The 19098-nt window shown below is 39.1% G+C and carries 17 protein-coding genes and 5 tRNA genes; 17 read left to right on the top strand and 5 right to left on the bottom strand.

Going from position 1 to position 19098, the window contains the following annotated elements; all coding sequences use genetic code 11:
* The 7 genes from H5126_RS20150 to purF all read left to right on the top strand — a co-directional run.
* On the top strand, positions 1-1581 hold a 1581-nt coding region (locus H5126_RS20150; protein WP_310736042.1), incomplete at its 5' end, for a FimV/HubP family polar landmark protein.
* A 278-nt stretch (positions 1582-1859) separates the two neighbouring features.
* Entirely contained in the window at positions 1860-2654 is a 795-nt protein-coding gene (truA, locus tag H5126_RS20145; RefSeq protein ID WP_002958360.1) for a tRNA pseudouridine(38-40) synthase TruA, read from the top strand.
* A gap of 155 nt (positions 2655-2809) precedes the next feature.
* On the top strand, positions 2810-3685 hold the full coding sequence (accD, locus tag H5126_RS20140) for an acetyl-CoA carboxylase, carboxyltransferase subunit beta (protein WP_002958359.1): 876 nt from the start codon (positions 2810-2812) through the stop codon (positions 3683-3685).
* 25 nt (positions 3686-3710) lie between these two features.
* Positions 3711-4976 carry a bifunctional tetrahydrofolate synthase/dihydrofolate synthase gene (gene folC, locus H5126_RS20135; RefSeq protein WP_002958358.1) on the top strand — a complete coding sequence of 422 codons (1266 nt, stop codon included), beginning with the start codon at positions 3711-3713 and terminating at the stop codon, positions 4974-4976.
* 11 nt (positions 4977-4987) lie between these two features.
* Positions 4988-5629, top strand: a complete 642-nt coding sequence (locus H5126_RS20130) for an SPOR domain-containing protein (protein WP_182721381.1) — start codon at positions 4988-4990, stop codon at positions 5627-5629.
* Positions 5630-5823: 194 nt separating this feature from the next.
* The gene (locus H5126_RS20125; RefSeq protein WP_002958356.1) at positions 5824-6318 is read left to right on the top strand and encodes a CvpA family protein; all 495 of its coding nucleotides are present in this window, start codon (positions 5824-5826) and stop codon (positions 6316-6318) included.
* 18 nt (positions 6319-6336) lie between these two features.
* Positions 6337-7863 (top strand): amidophosphoribosyltransferase, encoded by a 1527-nt coding sequence (gene purF / locus H5126_RS20120; protein ID WP_182721380.1) that lies wholly within the window; start codon positions 6337-6339, stop codon positions 7861-7863.
* 114 nt (positions 7864-7977) lie between these two features.
* Here the strand turns inward: purF and H5126_RS20115 are convergent, their stop codons facing one another.
* Positions 7978-8577: a Yip1 family protein gene (locus H5126_RS20115; protein WP_024596370.1), complete on the bottom strand. Its 600-nt coding sequence runs from the start codon at positions 8575-8577 to the stop codon at positions 7978-7980.
* Between the two features lie 206 nt (positions 8578-8783).
* Between H5126_RS20115 and miaE the strand changes: the two genes are divergently transcribed.
* Complete coding sequence (gene miaE, locus H5126_RS20110; protein ID WP_182696375.1) at positions 8784-9551, top strand: tRNA isopentenyl-2-thiomethyl-A-37 hydroxylase MiaE; 768 nt, start codon at positions 8784-8786, stop codon at positions 9549-9551.
* Here miaE and H5126_RS20105 read toward each other — a convergent pair.
* The 3 genes from H5126_RS20105 to H5126_RS20095 form a co-directional block, all read right to left on the bottom strand.
* Positions 9548-10333, bottom strand: a complete 786-nt coding sequence (locus H5126_RS20105) for a transporter substrate-binding domain-containing protein (RefSeq protein WP_138488746.1) — start codon at positions 10331-10333, stop codon at positions 9548-9550. The two genes, miaE and H5126_RS20105, sit on opposite strands and share 4 nt — an antisense overlap.
* A 54-nt stretch (positions 10334-10387) precedes the next feature.
* The gene (locus tag H5126_RS20100) at positions 10388-11125 is read right to left on the bottom strand and encodes a UDP-2,3-diacylglucosamine diphosphatase (RefSeq protein ID WP_002958351.1); all 738 of its coding nucleotides are present in this window, start codon (positions 11123-11125) and stop codon (positions 10388-10390) included.
* A gap of 88 nt (positions 11126-11213) precedes the next feature.
* Complete coding sequence (locus tag H5126_RS20095; RefSeq protein WP_002958350.1) at positions 11214-11705, bottom strand: peptidylprolyl isomerase; 492 nt, start codon at positions 11703-11705, stop codon at positions 11214-11216.
* Between the two features lie 155 nt (positions 11706-11860).
* Between H5126_RS20095 and cysS the strand changes: the two genes are divergently transcribed.
* Entirely contained in the window at positions 11861-13240 is a 1380-nt protein-coding gene (cysS, locus tag H5126_RS20090) for a cysteine--tRNA ligase (RefSeq protein WP_182721379.1), read from the top strand.
* Positions 13241-13312: 72 nt separating this feature from the next.
* Here the strand turns inward: cysS and folD are convergent, their stop codons facing one another.
* Complete coding sequence (folD, locus tag H5126_RS20085) at positions 13313-14167, bottom strand: bifunctional methylenetetrahydrofolate dehydrogenase/methenyltetrahydrofolate cyclohydrolase FolD (RefSeq protein WP_002958348.1); 855 nt, start codon at positions 14165-14167, stop codon at positions 13313-13315.
* A gap of 353 nt (positions 14168-14520) precedes the next feature.
* Here folD and H5126_RS20080 point away from each other — a divergent pair.
* From H5126_RS20080 to clpX, 8 genes are all read left to right on the top strand, one after another.
* Positions 14521-14597, top strand: a tRNA-Pro gene (locus H5126_RS20080).
* Between the two features lie 57 nt (positions 14598-14654).
* Positions 14655-14731: transfer RNA gene (locus H5126_RS20075), tRNA-Arg, on the top strand.
* Between the two features lie 23 nt (positions 14732-14754).
* Positions 14755-14830, top strand: a tRNA-His gene (locus H5126_RS20070).
* 14 nt (positions 14831-14844) lie between these two features.
* Positions 14845-14921 (top strand) — tRNA-Pro (locus H5126_RS20065).
* Positions 14922-14991: 70 nt separating this feature from the next.
* Positions 14992-15068 (top strand) — tRNA-Pro (locus tag H5126_RS20060).
* Positions 15069-15446: 378 nt separating this feature from the next.
* On the top strand, positions 15447-16751 hold the full coding sequence (gene tig, locus H5126_RS20055; protein ID WP_002958347.1) for a trigger factor: 1305 nt from the start codon (positions 15447-15449) through the stop codon (positions 16749-16751).
* 164 nt (positions 16752-16915) lie between these two features.
* Entirely contained in the window at positions 16916-17533 is a 618-nt protein-coding gene (gene clpP, locus H5126_RS20050; RefSeq protein WP_002958346.1) for an ATP-dependent Clp endopeptidase proteolytic subunit ClpP, read from the top strand.
* Between the two features lie 135 nt (positions 17534-17668).
* Positions 17669-18952 carry an ATP-dependent protease ATP-binding subunit ClpX gene (gene clpX / locus H5126_RS20045; RefSeq protein ID WP_002958344.1) on the top strand — a complete coding sequence of 428 codons (1284 nt, stop codon included), beginning with the start codon at positions 17669-17671 and terminating at the stop codon, positions 18950-18952.
* Positions 18953-19098: the final 146 nt, after the last annotated feature.

Raw genomic sequence — 19098 nt, 5'->3', positions numbered from 1 at the left:
GAAGAACCGGAGCTTAAAGGAAAACCTGAGCTTAAAGAAGAACCTGAGCTTGAAGAAGAACCTGAACTTATAGATGTAACGGTTGATGATTTTTCAGATACATCAGAGTCGCTTCTTGATCCAGAAGATGCGCTTGAAGAATATACAGATGATACTTTAAAGAGCGTTGATGAGCTTTTAAATGAGCTACAACAAGCGACGGATGATGACTATATAGAAACACCAGATTGGTCTTTAGATGAGCTTGACGACGATCTTGAAGAAATAGAAGTAGATCTTGGTGACGATCCGTTAGCGGGCGACGATGACTCAGATCTTACAAAAGTTGAAGAGCAGCTTGATAGCGATCTTATAACGCCAAGTGAAGAGTTAGATGAATATCCTGAACTTGAATTAGATGATGATCATTCATTATTGGAGAATGAACCTTCGTTTGAGCCGCAAGAACCTAAAGAAAATGCACCGAGTGAAGAAAATGCAGTATCACTTAGTCAAACAGAGAAAGATCTCGCAAATGCGCTTTCTGAAAATGCTAACTTAGATAGCTTAGAAGATGATTTTGATGATGAACTATTAATTGATAATGACTTCTCTGAATCAGAAGCTAAGGTTGAAGACGAGTCGTTTGATGATGATTTACTGCAAGAAATTAATGACGGAATTGATTCTGTTGAACCAGTTAGTATAGAAGAGGATAACAAACCTCTTAACCTTGATGAAGTTCAAGAAACACTAGAAAGTGAGTTGCCATTTACCCCCGAAGAATTACAAGGTGATGATTTAGACGGTGAGGCGCAGGGAGTCGCTTCCAGCCAAGCTGAGCAGGACTTATCAAATGCGCTTTCTGAAAATACTGATTTAGATAGTTTAGAAGACGATTTTGATGATGAAATTTTAATTGAAGACGATTTTTCTGACTTAGATGTTGAGTTTGACGAAGATACTTTAGAGCAAGCGCTAACTGATGAGTTATCAGACGAGCAGCAAGAGCAAACAAATGCAGAGCGCGAAGCACAGTTAACAAACTCAGATGAAGCAGGTAGCACTGATATTAGCTCTGACGATGAACTTGATGAAGAGTTTATGTCAAATTTGACGCAAACTGATTTTGATTCATTACTTAGTGAGTTAGCGGAGCCTGAAGAATTAAGTGCTGAGGATAGCAGTGAATTTGATGTCGACTTTGACAGCTTGCTAAAAGAAGACTTAGAGGAAGATGACTCATTAACTACAAAAGAGCCACTTGTTGAAAGTAGTGATATTGAGCAACTTGATAATGATGAATTTGTAGATATAGATTCATTATTAGAAGAAAGTGAAGAGGCTGAACTTGAACACGAACCTTACACCGATGTTAATATGGATGTTGGTTTGAGTGAGTTTGATGCATTACTTGCGGGTGATAACCCAACCGATGTTGATGCTGAAAGTGGTGGCTACTCAGCTAAATTAGATTTAGCGCGTGCTTATATTGAAATTGATGATTTTGATTCTGCGCTCAAGGTCATTGAGGATGTCATCAACAAAGGCCCAGAAGAAGTTCAAGAAGAGGCACTTAGTTTAAAAGCGAAACTAAAATAACAAATTGTTAAAAAAACCCTTAATTAGTTATTCTAATTAAGGGTTTTTTTATGGATGTTAGTTTAATTATAACAAGGGAAAGCAACGCATTAATGAAGCGGATTTTATAGTATGTAATTGTTATAAAAGAATAATTTACATCGTGATTATTAAGTTATTTGATTCATTAAAATGATCATGTTTTTAATAAAAAGGGTATTACCGCACACCTCCTTTTATTGCGTCGAGAGATAGCATAAAATGCCGTGTTCATTAGCACAGTAGGTAAAGCAGTAATTATGCGAGTAGCACTTGGAGTTGAATACAACGGCGTACGCTATAGTGGGTGGCAACGTCAATCACATGTAAATAGCGTACAACAAGAAGTAGAAAAGGCATTGTCGCGTATTTGTAATCACCCAGTTGAAGTAGTATGTGCGGGGCGAACTGATGCGGGTGTGCACGGTACAGGTCAAATAATACATTTTGAAACTGAAGCTTCGCGTGACATGGTCGCATTTACAATGGGTATGAATACCTTATTGCCTAAAGATATTGCTATTCGCTTTGCACAACCAGTTGCTGTCGATTTTCATGCTCGTTTTAGTGCAACCGCTCGCCGATACCGCTATATTATTTATAACTCTCCTTTTCGAGGAGCAGTGTTAAGCGAAGGGGTTACGCATTTTCATCACCCATTAGATGAAGTTAAAATGCAGGAAGCCTGTCAGTATTTGATCGGGACACACGATTTTACATCTTTTCGAGCGATCCATTGTCAAGCGAATACACCAACTCGTACTATTCATCATTTATCGGTACAGCGCCAAGGGTGTTACGTTATTATTGATATTAAGGCGAATGCGTTCTTACATCACATGGTACGTAATATAACGGGGAGCTTGATGGATATTGGCATACATAAGCAACAGCCTATTTGGTTGAAAGAATTACTTGATTGTAAAGAGCGTGCTAAAGCAAGTGCTACAGCTAAAGCTGCAGGTTTATACTTGGTTGATGTCGATTATCCTGAAGAGTTTAATATTCCTAAAATGCCTTTAGGCCCATTGTTTTTACCTGACGCTGAAATTTAGTTATGGTTGTCGTTAGTGCTTTTTATGAACACTTTTAACTACTAAGACCAGTTTTTTATACCGCGTTAGTGTAATTCATGTTTTAATTGAAAAAATTTGTCTGCTAATTGCTATTGGCAGGCTCGCGACACAGAACAGCATTAAGAGAGTTGCAAATGAGTTGGCTAGAAAAAATCTTACCTAAAACGACAAAATCATCAGGTCGTAAAGAAATCCCAGAAGGTGTTTGGGCTAAGTGCACATCGTGTGATTCAATTTTATATAAAGCTGAATTAGAAAAGTCATTAAACGTATGTCCTAAGTGTAACCATCACATGCGTGTTAGTGGCCGTAAGCGCCTGGAGCACTTTTTAGATGAAGGTGACCGTCAAGAGCTTGGCACACAACATGAGCCTAAAGACATTCTTAAGTTTAAAGATTCTAAAAAATACTCTGATCGTATCAGTGCAGCCCAAAAAGCAAGTGGTGAAAAAGATGCACTTGTAGCTATGAAAGGCCGATTAAAAGGTATTCCAGTTGCAGCAGTAGCATTTGAGTTCTCGTTTATGGGTGGTTCAATGGCTTCTGTTGTTGGCGCTCGCTTTGTTGATGCTGTTGATCAATGTTTAGAGCATAACATGCCGCTTATTTGTTTTTCTGCATCAGGCGGTGCACGCATGCAAGAAGCGCTTATGTCGCTTATGCAAATGGCTAAAACAAGTGCTGCACTTGCAAAAATGACTGAAAAAGGTCTTCCGTTTATTTCAGTCATGACTGACCCAACTATGGGTGGTGTATCTGCATCGCTTGCTATGCTGGGCGATATTAACGTTGCAGAACCTAAAGCGTTAATTGGTTTTGCAGGTCCTCGTGTTATTGAGCAAACAGTTCGCGAAACATTACCTGAAGGCTTTCAGCGTAGTGAATTTTTGCTTGAACACGGTGCAATTGACATGATTATTGACCGCCGTGAAATGCGCGATACCCTTGCACGCATTTTAGCTAAATTTATGAACTTGCCTTCTACGGAACAAGAGCATAGAGTAGCGTAAATTTCAGCTTTACTGATTACACGCTATGACAAAAAAAATTCCTAGCCAATCATCAAGCCTTGATGATTGGCTTTTTTATTTAGAAAGTGTTCACCCAGCTAACATTGCTATGGGCTTAGAACGAGTTGCTAATGTTGCTAACAATATTGGCCTGTTAAACACTCCAAGTAAAATTATTCTTATTGCCGGTACAAACGGTAAGGGCACCACAGCACGGTGCTTAGAGTCGCTATTGCTAGCGCAAGGTTTCAGTGTGGGTACTTACGCATCTCCACATTTAATTCGTTATAACGAGCGTGTACGAGTTAATGGGGAAGAATTGGCAGACCAATTTCATATAGATGCTTTTCACCAGCTTGAGCAAGGCCGTAAAGACACTGCTCTGACTTATTTTGAATATGGTACTTTGGGGGCGTTGGCAATTTTTAAACGCTGTAACGTCGATTATGTATTACTAGAGGTTGGTTTAGGTGGACGCTTTGACGCCACAAATATAGTCACTCCCTTTGCAAGCGTGATCACCACTATAGACTTAGACCATAAAGAGTACTTAGGTGATACCCGTGAGTTAGTGGCTTATGATAAAGCCGGTATTTTTCGTGAAAATACGCCCGCTATTATAGGGGATTTAAATATTCCTCACACAATGACTGATTACGGCAAAGAAATTAATGCCAACATGACGCTGTCGGGCAGTGACTTTATTTTTAAAGAAAATGCTGAGAGCTTTAATTGGCAATATAAAGAACATAATCTTGAAATAGATAAGCCTGCAATACCGTGTCAAAATGCAGCTACCGCATTAACTACGCTAAGTGTTTTAAACTTATTACCTAGTGAATCAATTATACGAAGTTGTTTAGCTAATTTAGTTGTCGAAGGGCGCTTTCAACAGTTAAGTGTTGAGCCTTTAGTCTTTACCGACGTAGCACACAACCCTGAGTCGGCGCGTTATTTAGCCAATAAGTTATCAAGCTATAAAGATAAAGGCTTTAAAATTCATGCATTAGCCGCTATGCTTGCTGATAAAGATAAAGCGGGTGTATTTAAAGAAGTAAGTCACTTGGTCGATGAGTGGTCATTAGCGAGCTTAAGTGGCCCGCGAGGCGATACTGCAAGTAATTTACAAAATGCACTGCACGAATTGTCTCATCATAATACTATTAATAGCTATGATAGTGTGGCACAAGCACTGAATGTAATTTTACCAGAACAACAAAGCGATACTATGTTGATTATATTTGGTTCATTTTTTACAGTTGCTGGCGCTATTAATTACTTTAAAAAATAGAGAGGATGTCGGTGAACTCAAGTTTTATTAATCGCTTAGTCGGAACAAGTATAGTGGTGATCGCAGCAATTGTGTTTATCCCTAATATACTCGATGGCGAAAAAGTGCATTATAAAGAAGGCTTTAAAGCGATCCCAGACCGCCCTGAGTTCAAAACAATCGATCTTCAAGAGTCAATTGATGAAAATATGGCTAATGCTGAGCCACTAAAGCAAGATGAAATTGAAGACATTCAAGCTGACGATGAAGCTTTTGAGCAGCAAAGCGCGATGGATGAGAGTGATTACGCTGTGGAAGATAAAGTTGTTGAAGCAACTATAGAGCCCAAAGCTACACCAATTACAAAAGCGCCTGTTCAAGCTAAGCCAGAGCCAATTGCACCACGTAAAAGTGATGAAAACCTAACGAGTATGGCCTATGTTATTCAATTAGGTAGTTTTTCACATGTTGCAAACGTTAAAGCATTACAGGCTAAATTAAAGGCTGAAGGGTTTAAAACATTTACTAAACCGATTAAAACCCCAAATGGGGCATTAACCAAAGTATTTGTTGGTCCTTCGCTTGATAAAAGTGAATTACAAAAGCAGCTCCCCCAGCTCAAAGAGCTTACTAAATTAAATGGTAAAGTTACGCAGTACGAAGTAACAAAATAATTTAAAAAAGGCTTGTATAACAAGCCTTTTTTTATTTATTTATATTTTTTTTATCATTATCTTTATCTCACAATACTTAGACTAGAATGTTAATTTTTTGTATTAACTACAACCCAGTAATCTCCCGTTTAAACTTGCATACTAACGATGTTTGGGTATAGAATGCGCCCCAAATTAGCGACTAATTGGTTCTTATGATCTGGGTTGATTACGCCATTATTGGCATCATTGTATTGTCTACCATCATCGGTTTAATACGCGGCTTTGTAAAAGAAGCAATGTCATTAGCGGTATGGGCTGGCGCCTTTATCATCTCTAGCTTATTTTACCAATATTTAGCTTCCTTCCTAACAACCATTTCTGAACCCCTTTTAAGAAATGCGGCGGCCATAGCCATATTATTCTTTGCGACGCTACTGTTAGGCGGTTTACTAAACTACATTTTAGGTGAACTTGTACATCGTACTGGTTTATCGGGTACCGACCGTGTCTTTGGCATAGTGTTTGGTGCTCTACGAGGCGTGTTGGTCGTGAGCGCGTTACTCTTCTTTCTTGATGCTTTTACTGGTGCACCCAATACGCACTGGTGGGGCAACTCTATTTTGATTCCAGAATTTGGCTTTGTTGTTGAATGGTTCTTTTCGTACCTAGAAAACAACTCGAGCTTTTTAAATTCAGTAAACCGTTAATCGGCGAGGATAAATTACATGTGTGGTATCGTTGGAATAGTCGGAACATCCCCTGTCAATCAGGCGATTTATGATGGCTTAACTGTTTTGCAGCACCGTGGTCAAGATGCCGCGGGTATCATTACCATTGAGAATAATACGTTCAGCTTACGCAAAGCAAATGGCTTAGTGAAAGATGCCTTTCACACTCGTCATATGAAACGACTACAAGGTACGATTGGTCTTGGCCATGTGCGCTATCCTACAGCAGGGTCTTCAAGCTCATCTGAAGCACAGCCTTTTTATGTTAACTCACCGTTTGGTATAGCACTTGCCCATAATGGCAACCTTACTAATGCAGAAGCTTTAAAAGAGCAGTTATTCTCAGAAGCACGTCGTCATGTAAATACAACATCTGATTCAGAAATCTTACTCAACATCATGGCACATGAACTAAGTAAATCTGATAAGTTGCATTTAGACCCTGAAGATATATTTACTGCGGTAACCGAGGTAAATAATAAAGTAAGCGGTGGTTATGCAACAATTGCTATGATTATTGGTCACGGTATTGTTGCTTTTCGCGACCCTAATGGTATCCGTCCACTTGTATTTGGCAAACGTGAGACTGCAAAAGGTACTGAGTACATGTTCGCCTCTGAAAGCGTTGCGTTAAAACCGGACGGATTTGAGTTTGCACGTGATGTTGCCCCTGGTGAAGCTATATATGTTACAGAAGAAGGTGAATTTCATTCACTCAGTTGTGCAGATAAAGCATCTTACTCGCCGTGTATTTTTGAATTTGTTTATTTTGCTCGACCTGATTCAACAATAGACCGTATGTCTGTGTACGCAACACGCGTAAACATGGGGACAAAACTAGGTGAAAAAATTGCACGCGAATGGGCTGATAAAGACATTGATGTAGTTATCCCAATCCCAGAAACTTCATGCGATGTAGCACTGGAAATTGCACGTGTACTTGATTTACCGTATCGCCAAGGTTTTGTTAAAAACCGTTATATCGGTCGTACATTTATCATGCCTGGCCAAGAGATGCGTAAAAAATCAGTGCGTCAAAAGCTAAACGCAATTGATCGCGAGTTTAAAGGTAAAAACGTATTATTGGTTGATGACTCAATTGTTCGTGGTACAACATCAGCACAAATTGTTGAAATGGCTCGAGAGTCTGGTGCTAAAAATGTTTACTTTGCATCCGCAGCGCCTGAAATACGCTTCCCTAATGTGTACGGTATTGATATGCCTTCAGCAGCTGAGCTTATTGCTCACGGACGTGAAGTTGAAGATATTAATGCAAGTATTGGTTCTGACGGTTTAATCTTTCAATCGTTAAAAGATTTAATAGCTGCGGTTAGCCAAGAAAATCCTGAAATTACTAAGTTTGAAACCTCAGTATTTGATGGGCAATATATTACAGGCGACATTGATCAAAACTATTTAAATCGTATTGATGAGCTACGTAACGATTCAGCAAAAAGCACCCGCGAAAGTGCGATGTCTTCAAGTTTAGAGATTCACAACCAAGACGAAAACGAAGCTGATTAATAATTAGTTAATAAAAAGTCGTTACATAAAAAAAGGAGCTAATTAGCTCCTTTTTTGCGAAGGAAAGAAAGGGAACATTTCTATCAAACACGACTCTTTTTTAGCTAAACTTTATTAAGTAAACATTGGACTAACAATCCCATTTGTCCAAAGCATAGCTGTTACAGCTAAAATAATAACTAATAATATTAATCCGCACGTTACAACCGAGCTGGCATAAATAAAACCACGCTCTTCTGGAATATGCATAAGTATTGGTACGCCGGTATAAAGTAAGTAGACCGAGTAAGCTAGTGCAATAATTCCAATACACACTACAAACCAAAGTACAGGCCAAAAGGCGGCAAGCGCCGACATAAACACAGGTGTTGCAGTATAAGCTGCAAGTTCAAGTGTTTGTGTAAATGTAGGCTTAGAGCCAAATGTAACGGCCATCCAATGAGCCAAATACGCCAATGCAAAAACACCAGCTATTAAAGCAAAATACATTGCAACTGCAATTAATAGCGCACTATCGTGCGTTAAAAATACAGGATCGCCTGCGCCTATACTCCATCCTAAATAAACAGATGAGTAATAACCCATTATTGAAGGAAACAAAGCAATCAGTAAAATATGCGACAAACTATAGGTTAGACTTTCATGGCGGTTATCTATTGTTTGCCATTCTTCAAGTGGGTGAGCATAAATGCCCCAGAGGTGATTTAGTATCATAGTGCTTACTCCATAAAAGGAACGTATTACTGTTTTGGTTGGTTTATTTTTATACAGTCTACGTACAGTTATGGTTCACTTATTTTGCAAAGTCAAGTTAACTCACTATTAACATTTTTGCACAGGTTAGGGCTTTGATTTATCCCAAACAAAATTTCGTGTTAAAATAATGGCATATCAAATTTATTTAGTAATGAGCAGTCAACGTGCCACATAGCCAACTTTTAGAGCCGATCAATAACTTTTTAGTGTGTACAACCCCACAGCAGTGGGTGGAGCAGGCAATTAAAAAAGAGAACTTATCAGTAATCTTAATCGATCACTTAATTTGTGAGTTAAAAGCGGCTCAAAGTGCGATGTTTTTAATACGTAAATACGCTGTTGATAAAGAGGGCAGTGATGCCTTACTCGAGTGGCTAAAGCCATTTGAAACGCTTATTTATAAGCGTGAGGGAAATTGGCGTGATCTCGCCGCTAAAAATAAGCTAACTAAATCAATAATTCCTAAATCTAATTCGCCATATGGACAAGATTTAATTGATAAAATGGTATTGTTGATAAAAGAAGAGTTGCATCATTTTTACCAAGTGCTCGAAATTATGGACGAGTACGGTGTAGAGTACCAAAGCATTACACCATGTCGTTATGCAAAAGGCATGCTTCGTCATGTTAAAACGTTTGAGCCAAACGCCCTTGTTGATAAATTAATTGTAGGCGCTTACATTGAGGCGCGTTCATGTGAGCGTTTCGCAAAGCTTGCGCCGCATGTTGACAAACGTTTAGGTGATTTTTATATTTCGCTGCTGCGCTCTGAAGCCCGTCATTACCAAGATTATCTAACTTTAGCGCAAGAAATTGCTGATTTTGATATTACCGAACGAGTTAAAGAATTTGGCGAGATTGAAGCCGAATTAATTTCATCACAGGATGAAGATTTTAAGTTTCATAGTGGCCTGCCAATAGCAGAAAGCTAATTTTCTTTTAAAAAATTAATGTATTCAGCTGTTTTTTGATTGCTGAAATTGTGTTTCTTCATGATTTCAGCAATGCTTCCGTTTTCAATTATTATATCAATCCCTCTATTAAACTTTTGTAAGTACTCTTTTGCCCTGTAATTTGATTTAGAGACAACTAAATATAGTTTATGAGAAGCAAGATCTGGCAATAAGTACTCAATTTTATTCTTATCTAAATCAACTTCGTTATTGTGCTCAAGCCAATACTTCCCTACTTCTTTAGTGCCTGCGACCAAATCAATACGTCCTTGTTGTAGCAGGTATAAACTTGTAGGAAGGCTTTTAGTGGATGTTATTGCCAGCTCAGTATTTCTTGTAAACTCTTGGCTTACAAAGGCATTGTCTTCTGTACCAATACTATAAGGTGTTAATGATTTAACTGTACCATCGAAGTTAATAGCACTCTCTTTGCGTTTAAAAATTCCTGAATGAGCAACTGCAAGTGGGCGAGAGTAGTAAAAAACTTCATTTCTTTTTAATGAATAAAAAGCGCCTAAAATAGCTGTTTTTCTCTTTTTTTCTAATAGCTTTAGGGCGCGGTCCCATGTCGTAAACTCGGCTTCGCTATTAATGCCTTGAGTTTTAAGGGCTGATTGAGTGATTTCATATAACCAACCGTTATCAGGAAGGTTTTCGCTAAAATAGGGAGGGTAGTTTTCAGTAACAATTTGCCATGTTTGCTCGCTAAATACTTTGGTAGGAATGGCAATTACTACGATGAAAATTAACAGCTTAATCATTAAACCTCTCACTATTATTCAAATATATAGTTAAATAATAGTCAGGATTTTAAATTATGCGAAAGGCGTGCTAATTAATTCTTGTGATTGAGGGGTAACGACTAAATAAGAGCCTTGGGTATACCAGTCACCTAGCACTGTACGAGTAAGCGTTTGTTCATTAACTTTATAGGTATGAACATTAGGGCGGTGAGTATGACCATGAATCATATTAGTAACGTTATGTTTGGCAAAGGTGGCAAGCACGGCTTCATCTACAACGTCTAAAATTTCGATAGGTTTATCAGCTTGGCTCAACTTACTTTTTTCACGGGCATTACGCGCTATTTTTTTACGATACCAAAGTGGCATTGCAAGCATTAATTTTGGCCACCACCAACCACGGCTTTTTTTACGAAATTTTTGATACTCAGTATCTTGAGTACACATTTCGTCGCCATGTAAAATAACGGTAGGCGTACCATATAAATCAATGACTGTTTGTTCATCGAGTAAAGTCATTGCGGCCATGTCTGCATATTGCTTGCGCATGATGAAATCACGGTTGCCATGTATAAAATAAACAGGTGTCCCACCATCATTAACGGCGCTTAAATGCTTTGCTACATCGGCACTCAGCGCTGTAATGTAGTCATCTCCAACCCATACTTCAAAAAAATCACCCAAAATATAAAGTGCATCTACATCTTTATTTAGTATATGCGTATTTAAAAAGTCAAAAAATGCAGCGCTAATGTCGGGGCGGTTTTCGCTTAGGTGTAAATCTGCAATAAAGTAAGTTTGGCGAGTCATAGGTCAGTCTTTTCGATATAAATAAAGCGGGCGTATACACATTGGTAAATGCCCGCTGATACTCCACATTACGCGGGTAAACTTACTATTAGCTAACAGTAACGCTTTCGATGATCACATCTTCAAGAGGCACGTCTTGGTGAAAACCAGTACTACCTGTTGCTACGCCTTTTATTTTATTTACTACGTCCATGCCTTCTACTACTTCAGCAAAAACACAGTAACCCCAGCCTTGCGATGTTTCGCTGCTGTGGTTTAAAAAGTCGTTGTTATTCACGTTAATGAAAAACTGCGCTGTAGCTGAATGAGGATCAGGTGTACGTGCCATTGCTAAAGTACCTATCTTGTTAGATAGGCCATTATTAGCTTCATTTTTAATTGGGTCGTTAACTTCTTTTTGTTCCATACCTGGTACAAAACCACCGCCTTGAACCATAAAACCATCGATTACACGATGAAAGATAGTGCCGTTGAAAAAATCAGCATTTGCATACTCTAAAAAGTTTTTAACAGTGTTTGGAGCTTCTTGCTCAAACATTTTAATGGTGATGTCACCAAAATTGGTGTGTAGAACAACCATGTGTTTTCCTATATCTGGTTTAAATATTGGCGCTATTTTATCGTAGTTGGCTAAGATTAACAAAGTAGATGTTTGGTTTGTTATAAAGCGCTAGAGCAGGGGCTTTTCAAGTGGTAACATAACTGTTCAAGTAAATAGTCAAGGACTCAAAGTAAATGGTAAATATATACAACACACTCACGCGACAAAAAGAGCAATTTAAACCTATGGTCGAAGGCAAAATCGACATGTATGTGTGTGGTATCACCATTTATGATTACTGCCATATTGGACACGCTCGTACTTTTGTTGGTTTTGACGTTATTGTGCGCTACTTACGTCATATTGGTTACGATTTAAAATATGTACGTAACATTACAGATATCGACGATAAAATAATTAAACGTGCAAATGAAAATGGTGAGTCAATAAACGACTTAACTGTGCGCATGACTAAAGCGATGCATGAAGATTTTGATAGCCTAAATATGCTACGCCCAGATGTTGAACCAACAGTTACAAGCCATATGGATGAAATTATCGTTATGGTTAAGCGCTTGATTGAAAAAGGCCATGCCTATGTCGCAGCTGATGGCGATGTTTTGTTTGATGTATCAACGTTTGAGCAATATGGTGCGCTTTCTCAGCAAGATTTAACTATGTTGCAATCGGGCTCTCGCGTAGAAGTGGCTCAAGATAAAGACGATCCGCTTGATTTTGTGTTATGGAAAAAAGCCAAAGCAGGTGAGCCATCATGGTCATCACCGTGGGGTGAAGGGCGTCCTGGTTGGCATATTGAATGTTCGGCAATGAGCTCAAAACACTTAGGTGAGCATTTTGATATTCACGGTGGGGGGTCTGATTTACAGTTTCCACATCATGAAAACGAAATTGCCCAGTCGTGCTGTGCAAACAACGGCAAGTATGTAAATACATGGATACATACTGGCATGGTGCAAGTAAATAAAGAAAAAATGTCTAAGTCGTTAGATAACTTTTTTACTGTGCGTGAAGTTTTAAAAGCATACGATGCCGAATCTGTTCGTTACTTTTTAATTTCAGGGCATTACCGCAGCCAATTAAATTACTCACAAGAAAATTTAGACCAAGCGCGTTCATCACTTGAACGCATTTATACAGCGCTTCGTGATGTCGTACCGGTAGAGTGCGACTTAGAAGGCAATGAGTTTGTTGCTAAGTTTAGAAAAGCAATGAATGATGACTTTAATATACCAGAAGCACTACCTGTGTTGTTCGAACTTGCTAAAGAATTAAACCGCGTAAAAGAAAGTGACGCAGGTCAAGCTGGCAAGTTAGCGTTTATACTGCGTAGCCTCGGTGAAGTGTTAGGTGTTGCTCAACAAGCACCGGAAGCTTTTTTACAAGGTGGGCAAGATGACGACGAAGTTGCGACAATTGAAGCATTAATTGTAAAACGTAATGAAGCACGTGCTAGTAAGGACTGGGCTGCTGCTGATGAAGCACGTGATGCACTTAATGCGTTAGGTGTAATACTTGAAGATTCAGCTGGTAAAACAACGTGGCGTAAAGCGTAAGCGTTTAAAGTAATTCAGGTCAAACTAAAAAAGGGTTGCCAAATGGCAACCCTTTTTTGATTTTTTAACAGCTTAGCTGTGATACTTTTCACACGCTTCAAGTGTGTTTTCAATTAAGCTTGCGACAGTCATCGGGCCAACGCCACCTGGTACAGGTGTAATAAAATGTGCTTTTTGTTCGGCCACACTGTATTGAACATCACCGACTAATTTACCCGTATCTAAGCGGTTAATGCCCACATCGATAACAATAGCGCCTTCTTTTATCCAATCTCCCGGTATAAATTCCGGTTTACCGACAGCCACAACTAATAAGTCAGCGCGGCGAACATGTGTTTCTAAGTCTTGAGTAAATTTATGACACACAGTGGTAGTACAACCTGCTAATAAAAGCTCTAACGACATTGGACGACCAACAATATTTGACGCGCCAACGACAACTGCATGCATCCCTTTATAGCGTACACCCGTTGAATCAAGTAATGTAATAATGCCTTTAGGCGTACATGGGCGAAGGGCAGGCATACGCTGTGCTAATCGACCAATGTTATATGGATGAAATCCATCAACATCTTTATGTGGGGTAATACGTTCTAAAATCTTTTCAGCATCAAGACCTTTTGGCAGTGGTAACTGCACTAAAATTCCATCAACTTCGGCATCATTATTTAGCTCGTCAATTAAATCTAAAAGAGTTTGCTCTTGTGTGTCTGCTGGTAAATCAAATGATTTAGAGATAAAACCTACTTCTTCACAGGCTTTACGTTTTGAACCAACATAAACTTGGCTTGCTGGATCAAGTCCTACAAGTACTACTGCAAGTCCTGGTGCACGTAAACCATTTGCTACACGTTCACTTACGCGTTCTGCTACAGCGCTACGTACTTGTTTTGCGATTGCCTTACCATCAATGATGTTTGCCGTCATGGGTGACCTTTAATTGGGGTTAATTAACTAGATACCGATACTCTAAAAACGAATGCATAATAAAATAGGGGTAAAAATGCTAATAAAGAAAAATACGCTCTTTATTTAACTCGTTTTATAATGTGCCTACTATTTTCGCAGAAAAGCATAGCAGCGCCAAGTTGCTTTTAAGGTATATAACGTTTGAGCTGTTAAATAGTTTAAAATTCAGCCGACTATTGTAATATTTAACCATTGTGCACTAAAAATGAGCACTTGATTGGTTTTCTTAAAAAAACGTTTGACCTAACCCCGTCAAATCACTATTATGCACCCCGTTGTCAACGAGGTCACTCGCTAGCAATAATAAGTTTCGGCGATTAGCGCAGTTTGGTAGCGCACTTGGTTTGGGTCCAAGGGGTCGCAGGTTCAAATCCTGCATCGCCGACCATTTTTTTATAATTTTTTATAATCGAATAGCTTATTGGTAAACTATGAAGTTTTCGATGCGCCCATAGCTCAGCTGGATAGAGCAACGCCCTTCTAAGGCGTCGGTCGAAGGTTCGAATCCTTCTGGGTGCACCATTTGAAAACATGTAAATATAGCGGTGATTGTAGCTCAGTTGGTAGAGCCCCGGATTGTGATTCCGGTTGTCGTGGGTTCGAGCCCCATCAGTCACCCCATTTACAACGAATATCGGCGATTAGCGCAGTTTGGTAGCGCACTTGGTTTGGGTCCAAGGGGTCGCAGGTTCAAATCCTGCATCGCCGACCATTTTCTTAAAATGGTCTTAAACTCTCAGTTTAAGTGTTCAGTATGAAAAAAGAAGTTAACTCTTCAATGTCGGCGATTAGCGCAGTTTGGTAGCGCACTTGGTTTGGGTCCAAGGGGTCGCAGGTTCAAATCCTGCATCGCCGACCATTTTCTTATCTAATAAGAACAATAAGTAAATTCCTCTAAGTTATAAATCTAAATCTGTTAGCCTATAATTCTATTAAATAATTTCTATTTTATTCTATTTAGTCCGTAGTTAGCCTGTTTTTTATTCAGTTAGTCTTTATAGTCCCTTATCTAGTCCAAATAATTGCCCCCTATACTCGACTATCATAAATATTAGGTTATAATGCCGCGTCTATTGTTTAACATAGTGCCCGAAGGGCAAAGCAGCAATGGTGTCTCATGGTAGCGACGGATGCTTTTAAGTGTGGAAAACCGCTTAAACTTTATCAAGACTCATGCAGAACACTTTGTTTGTAAAGGAAGGCGAACAGTCGCCAAAATTGAATATTGAGGTAAATCATGCAAGTTTCTGTTGAGACGACCCAAGGCCTTGAGCGCCGTATAACTATCACCGTTCCTTCAGAGAACGTTGAGACCGAAGTAAAAAAACGCCTACAACAACTGTCAAAAACACAGCGTATAGATGGTTTCCGTGCTGGTAAAGTTCCAGTATCTGTAATTAACAAGCGTTTTGGCCCTGCAGTTCGTCAAGAAGTTGCTGGCGAAGTAATGCAACGTAATTACATCGAAGCAATCGTTTCTGAAAAAATCAACCCAGCTGGCGCGCCTACATTCGCTCCTAAATCACTTGAAGCAGGTAAAGATTTAGAATTCTCAGCAACGTTTGAAGTTTACCCTGAAGTTGAAGTTCAAGGTTTAGATAAAATTACTGTTGAAAAACCAGCAGTAACAGTAACTGACGAAGATTTAGCTAACATGCTAGAAACACTTCGTAAGCAACACGCAGCGTGGGCTGATGTTGATGCAGCTGCTGGCGAAAACGACCGTGTAACAGTTGATTTCGTAGGTACTATCGACGGTGAAGTATTTGAAGGCGGCAAAGCTGAAGACTTCCCATTAGAACTTGGCCAAGGTCGTATGATCCCAGGTTTTGAAGATAACATCGTAGGTAAAAAAGCAGGCGAAGAAGTAGTTGCTGATGTAACTTTCCCTGATGATTACCACGCTGAAAACTTAAAAGGTAAAGCGGCTCAATTCACTATCACAGTGAAAAAAGTTGAAGCGCAAGAATTACCAGAATTAAGCGAAGAGTTTGCAACTAAATTCGGTGTTACCGAAGGCGGCGTAGACGCGCTTAAAGAAGAAGTTAAAAAGAACATGACACGTGAGCTAGACCAAGCGGTTAAAGCAAGCGTTAAAGACCAAGCAATCAAAGGTCTTTTAGCTAACAACGAAATCGAAGTGCCTAAAGCACTTGTTGATCAAGAAGTTGATGCTCTACGTCAGCAAGCAGCTCAACGTTTTGGCGGCGACGCTCAAAACATGCCAGAGCTTCCAGCTGAATTGTTCCACGAGCAAGCTGTAACACGTGTAAAAACTGGCCTTTTATTAGGTGAAGTGATTAAAGCTAACGACATCAAAGTTGATGATGCTAAAGTTGAAGCATTAATCGCAACAGTAGCTTCTGCATACGAAGATCCAACTGAAGTAGTAGAATACTACAAAGGTAATGATCAACTTATGCAGCAAATGCGTAATGTAGCAATGGAAGAGCAAGCTGTTGAAGCTATTTTAGCTAAAGCAGTTGTTACTGATGTTGAAAAAGCATTTGATGACATCATGAATCCACAGCAAGGTGCTTAATAAGTCATTGACTTAAGCTCTCGCTAACGATTAAATGGCTCGTGTTACTCTGTTTATACAGCGTGCCCGGGCCATTTTAGTTTTTGGCTCTAAATTTGCGAAAAACGATAACTATGCTTCCTTATAATAAGGATAAGTATAAGCGCATAAGGAATTAAATAAGTATGAATACTGGTATTACAGATCCCCTAAATGCATTGGTCCCAATGGTTGTTGAACAAACACCAAAAGGCGAGCGCTCGTATGATATTTATTCGAGATTATTAAAAGAGCGTATTATCTTTTTAACAGGTCAAGTTGAAGACAACATGGCAAATCTGATCTTAGCGCAAATGCTATTTTTAGAATCAGAGAACCCTGATAAAGATATCTTTTTATATATCAACTCACCAGGTGGTTCAGTAACTGCGGGTATGGCTATTTACGACACAATGAACTTCATCAAACCAGATGTAAGTACAATATGTGTAGGTCAAGCTGCAAGCATGGGTGCTTTTTTACTTACTGCTGGTGCTAAAGGTAAGCGTTTTTGCCTACCAAACTCACGTGTGATGATTCACCAACCATTAGGTGGTTTCCAAGGTCAAGCATCTGACTTTGAAATACACGCTAAAGAAATTCTGTCTATTAAAGATAAGCTTAACCGCTTAATGGCTGAGCATACAGGCCAACCATTAGATATTATCTCTAAAGACACTGATCGTGATAACTTCATGAGTGCTTCGCAAGCTGTAGATTACGGCTTGGTAGACTCTGTGTTTACAAATCGCGACAAAAAGTAAGCGCTTGGTAAGCAGGACTACCTGTTTGCCACTTTGAGTTACTATGCGAAAACCAATAAATTTTGGTATAGTTAAAGCGTATTGAAATAGCCGCCAATAGTTTTGGTGGCCAACGTAATAAAATGAGGTAGCTGAATGTCTGACACTCCTACAGACGGCGACAAAAGTAATAAATTGTTATACTGCTCTTTTTGTGGCAAAAGCCAACATGAAGTGCGTAAATTAATTGCAGGCCCTTCAGTATACGTTTGTGATGAATGTGTAGAGTTGTGTAACGATATTATCAGGGAAGAGATCAAAGACATTGCTCCTAAGCATGATACGTCTGACAAACTACCTGTACCAAAAGAAATTCGTAAACACTTAGACGATTATGTTATTGGTCAAGATCATGCTAAAAAAGTATTGTCTGTTGCCGTTTATAACCATTATAAACGCCTACGTAACCAGTCGACTAAGCAAGATATTGAATTAAGTAAAAGTAATATTTTGCTTATCGGCCCAACAGGTAGTGGTAAAACATTACTTGCAGAAACATTAGCGCGCCTACTTGACGTGCCGTTTACTATGGCCGATGCCACTACATTAACCGAAGCAGGTTATGTAGGTGAAGATGTTGAAAACATCATTCAAAAGCTTTTACAAAAGTGCGATTACGATGTTGAAAAAGCACAGCGCGGTATTGTCTACATCGATGAAATTGACAAGATTTCTCGTAAATCAGATAACCCTTCAATTACGCGCGACGTATCAGGCGAGGGCGTTCAACAGGCGCTACTTAAACTGATTGAAGGCACCGTTGCTTCTGTTCCACCGCAAGGTGGTCGTAAACATCCACAGCAAGAGTTTTTACAAGTAGATACATCTAAAATCTTGTTTATTTGTGGTGGTGCATTTTCAGGCCTAGATAAAGTAATTGAGCAACGTAGCCATAAAAACACCGGTATCGGTTTTGGCGTTAGCGTAAAAGAGTCTGCGGCGAGTCGTTCTTTAAGTGAAACATTTAAAGATGTAGAGCCAGAAGATTTAGTTAAATATGGCTTAATTCCTGAGTTCATAGGCCGTTTGCCGGTAGTGGCTACGTTAACAGAACTTGATGAAGCAGCTCTTGTACAAATATTGAGTGAACCTAAAAACGCGATTACTAAACAGTTTTCAGTATTGTTTGGTATGGAAGACGTTGAACTTGAGTTTCGCGATGATGCCTTAGCTGCAATTGCCCACAAAGCAATGGAGCGTAAAACAGGCGCACGTGGTCTTCGTTCAATTGTTGAAGGTGTACTACTTGATACTATGTACGAGCTTCCTTCAATGGATGATGTAAGCAAAGTAGTTATTGATGAAACCGTTATTAAAGGTGAGTCAGATCCAATCTTGATTTATGAAAATAATAAACAAGATAAAGCTGCATCAGAATAGTTTTTAAGCTATTTGAGTGGAAAAAGGAGCCTTAGGCTCCTTTTTTTATAATTAATTTAATCGAGTTAGGGAAAATTGTTGAACTTTAATTAGGTTATCCCCATATACTTGAGTAATCTTTAAAATAAATGAAGTGCGAAGAGAAA

The sequence above is a fragment of the Pseudoalteromonas sp. SG45-3 genome, from assembly GCF_014164075.1.
Classification (GTDB): Bacteria; Pseudomonadota; Gammaproteobacteria; order Enterobacterales; family Alteromonadaceae; genus Pseudoalteromonas; species Pseudoalteromonas distincta.
This window is presented reverse-complemented; position numbering and strand designations above follow the sequence as displayed.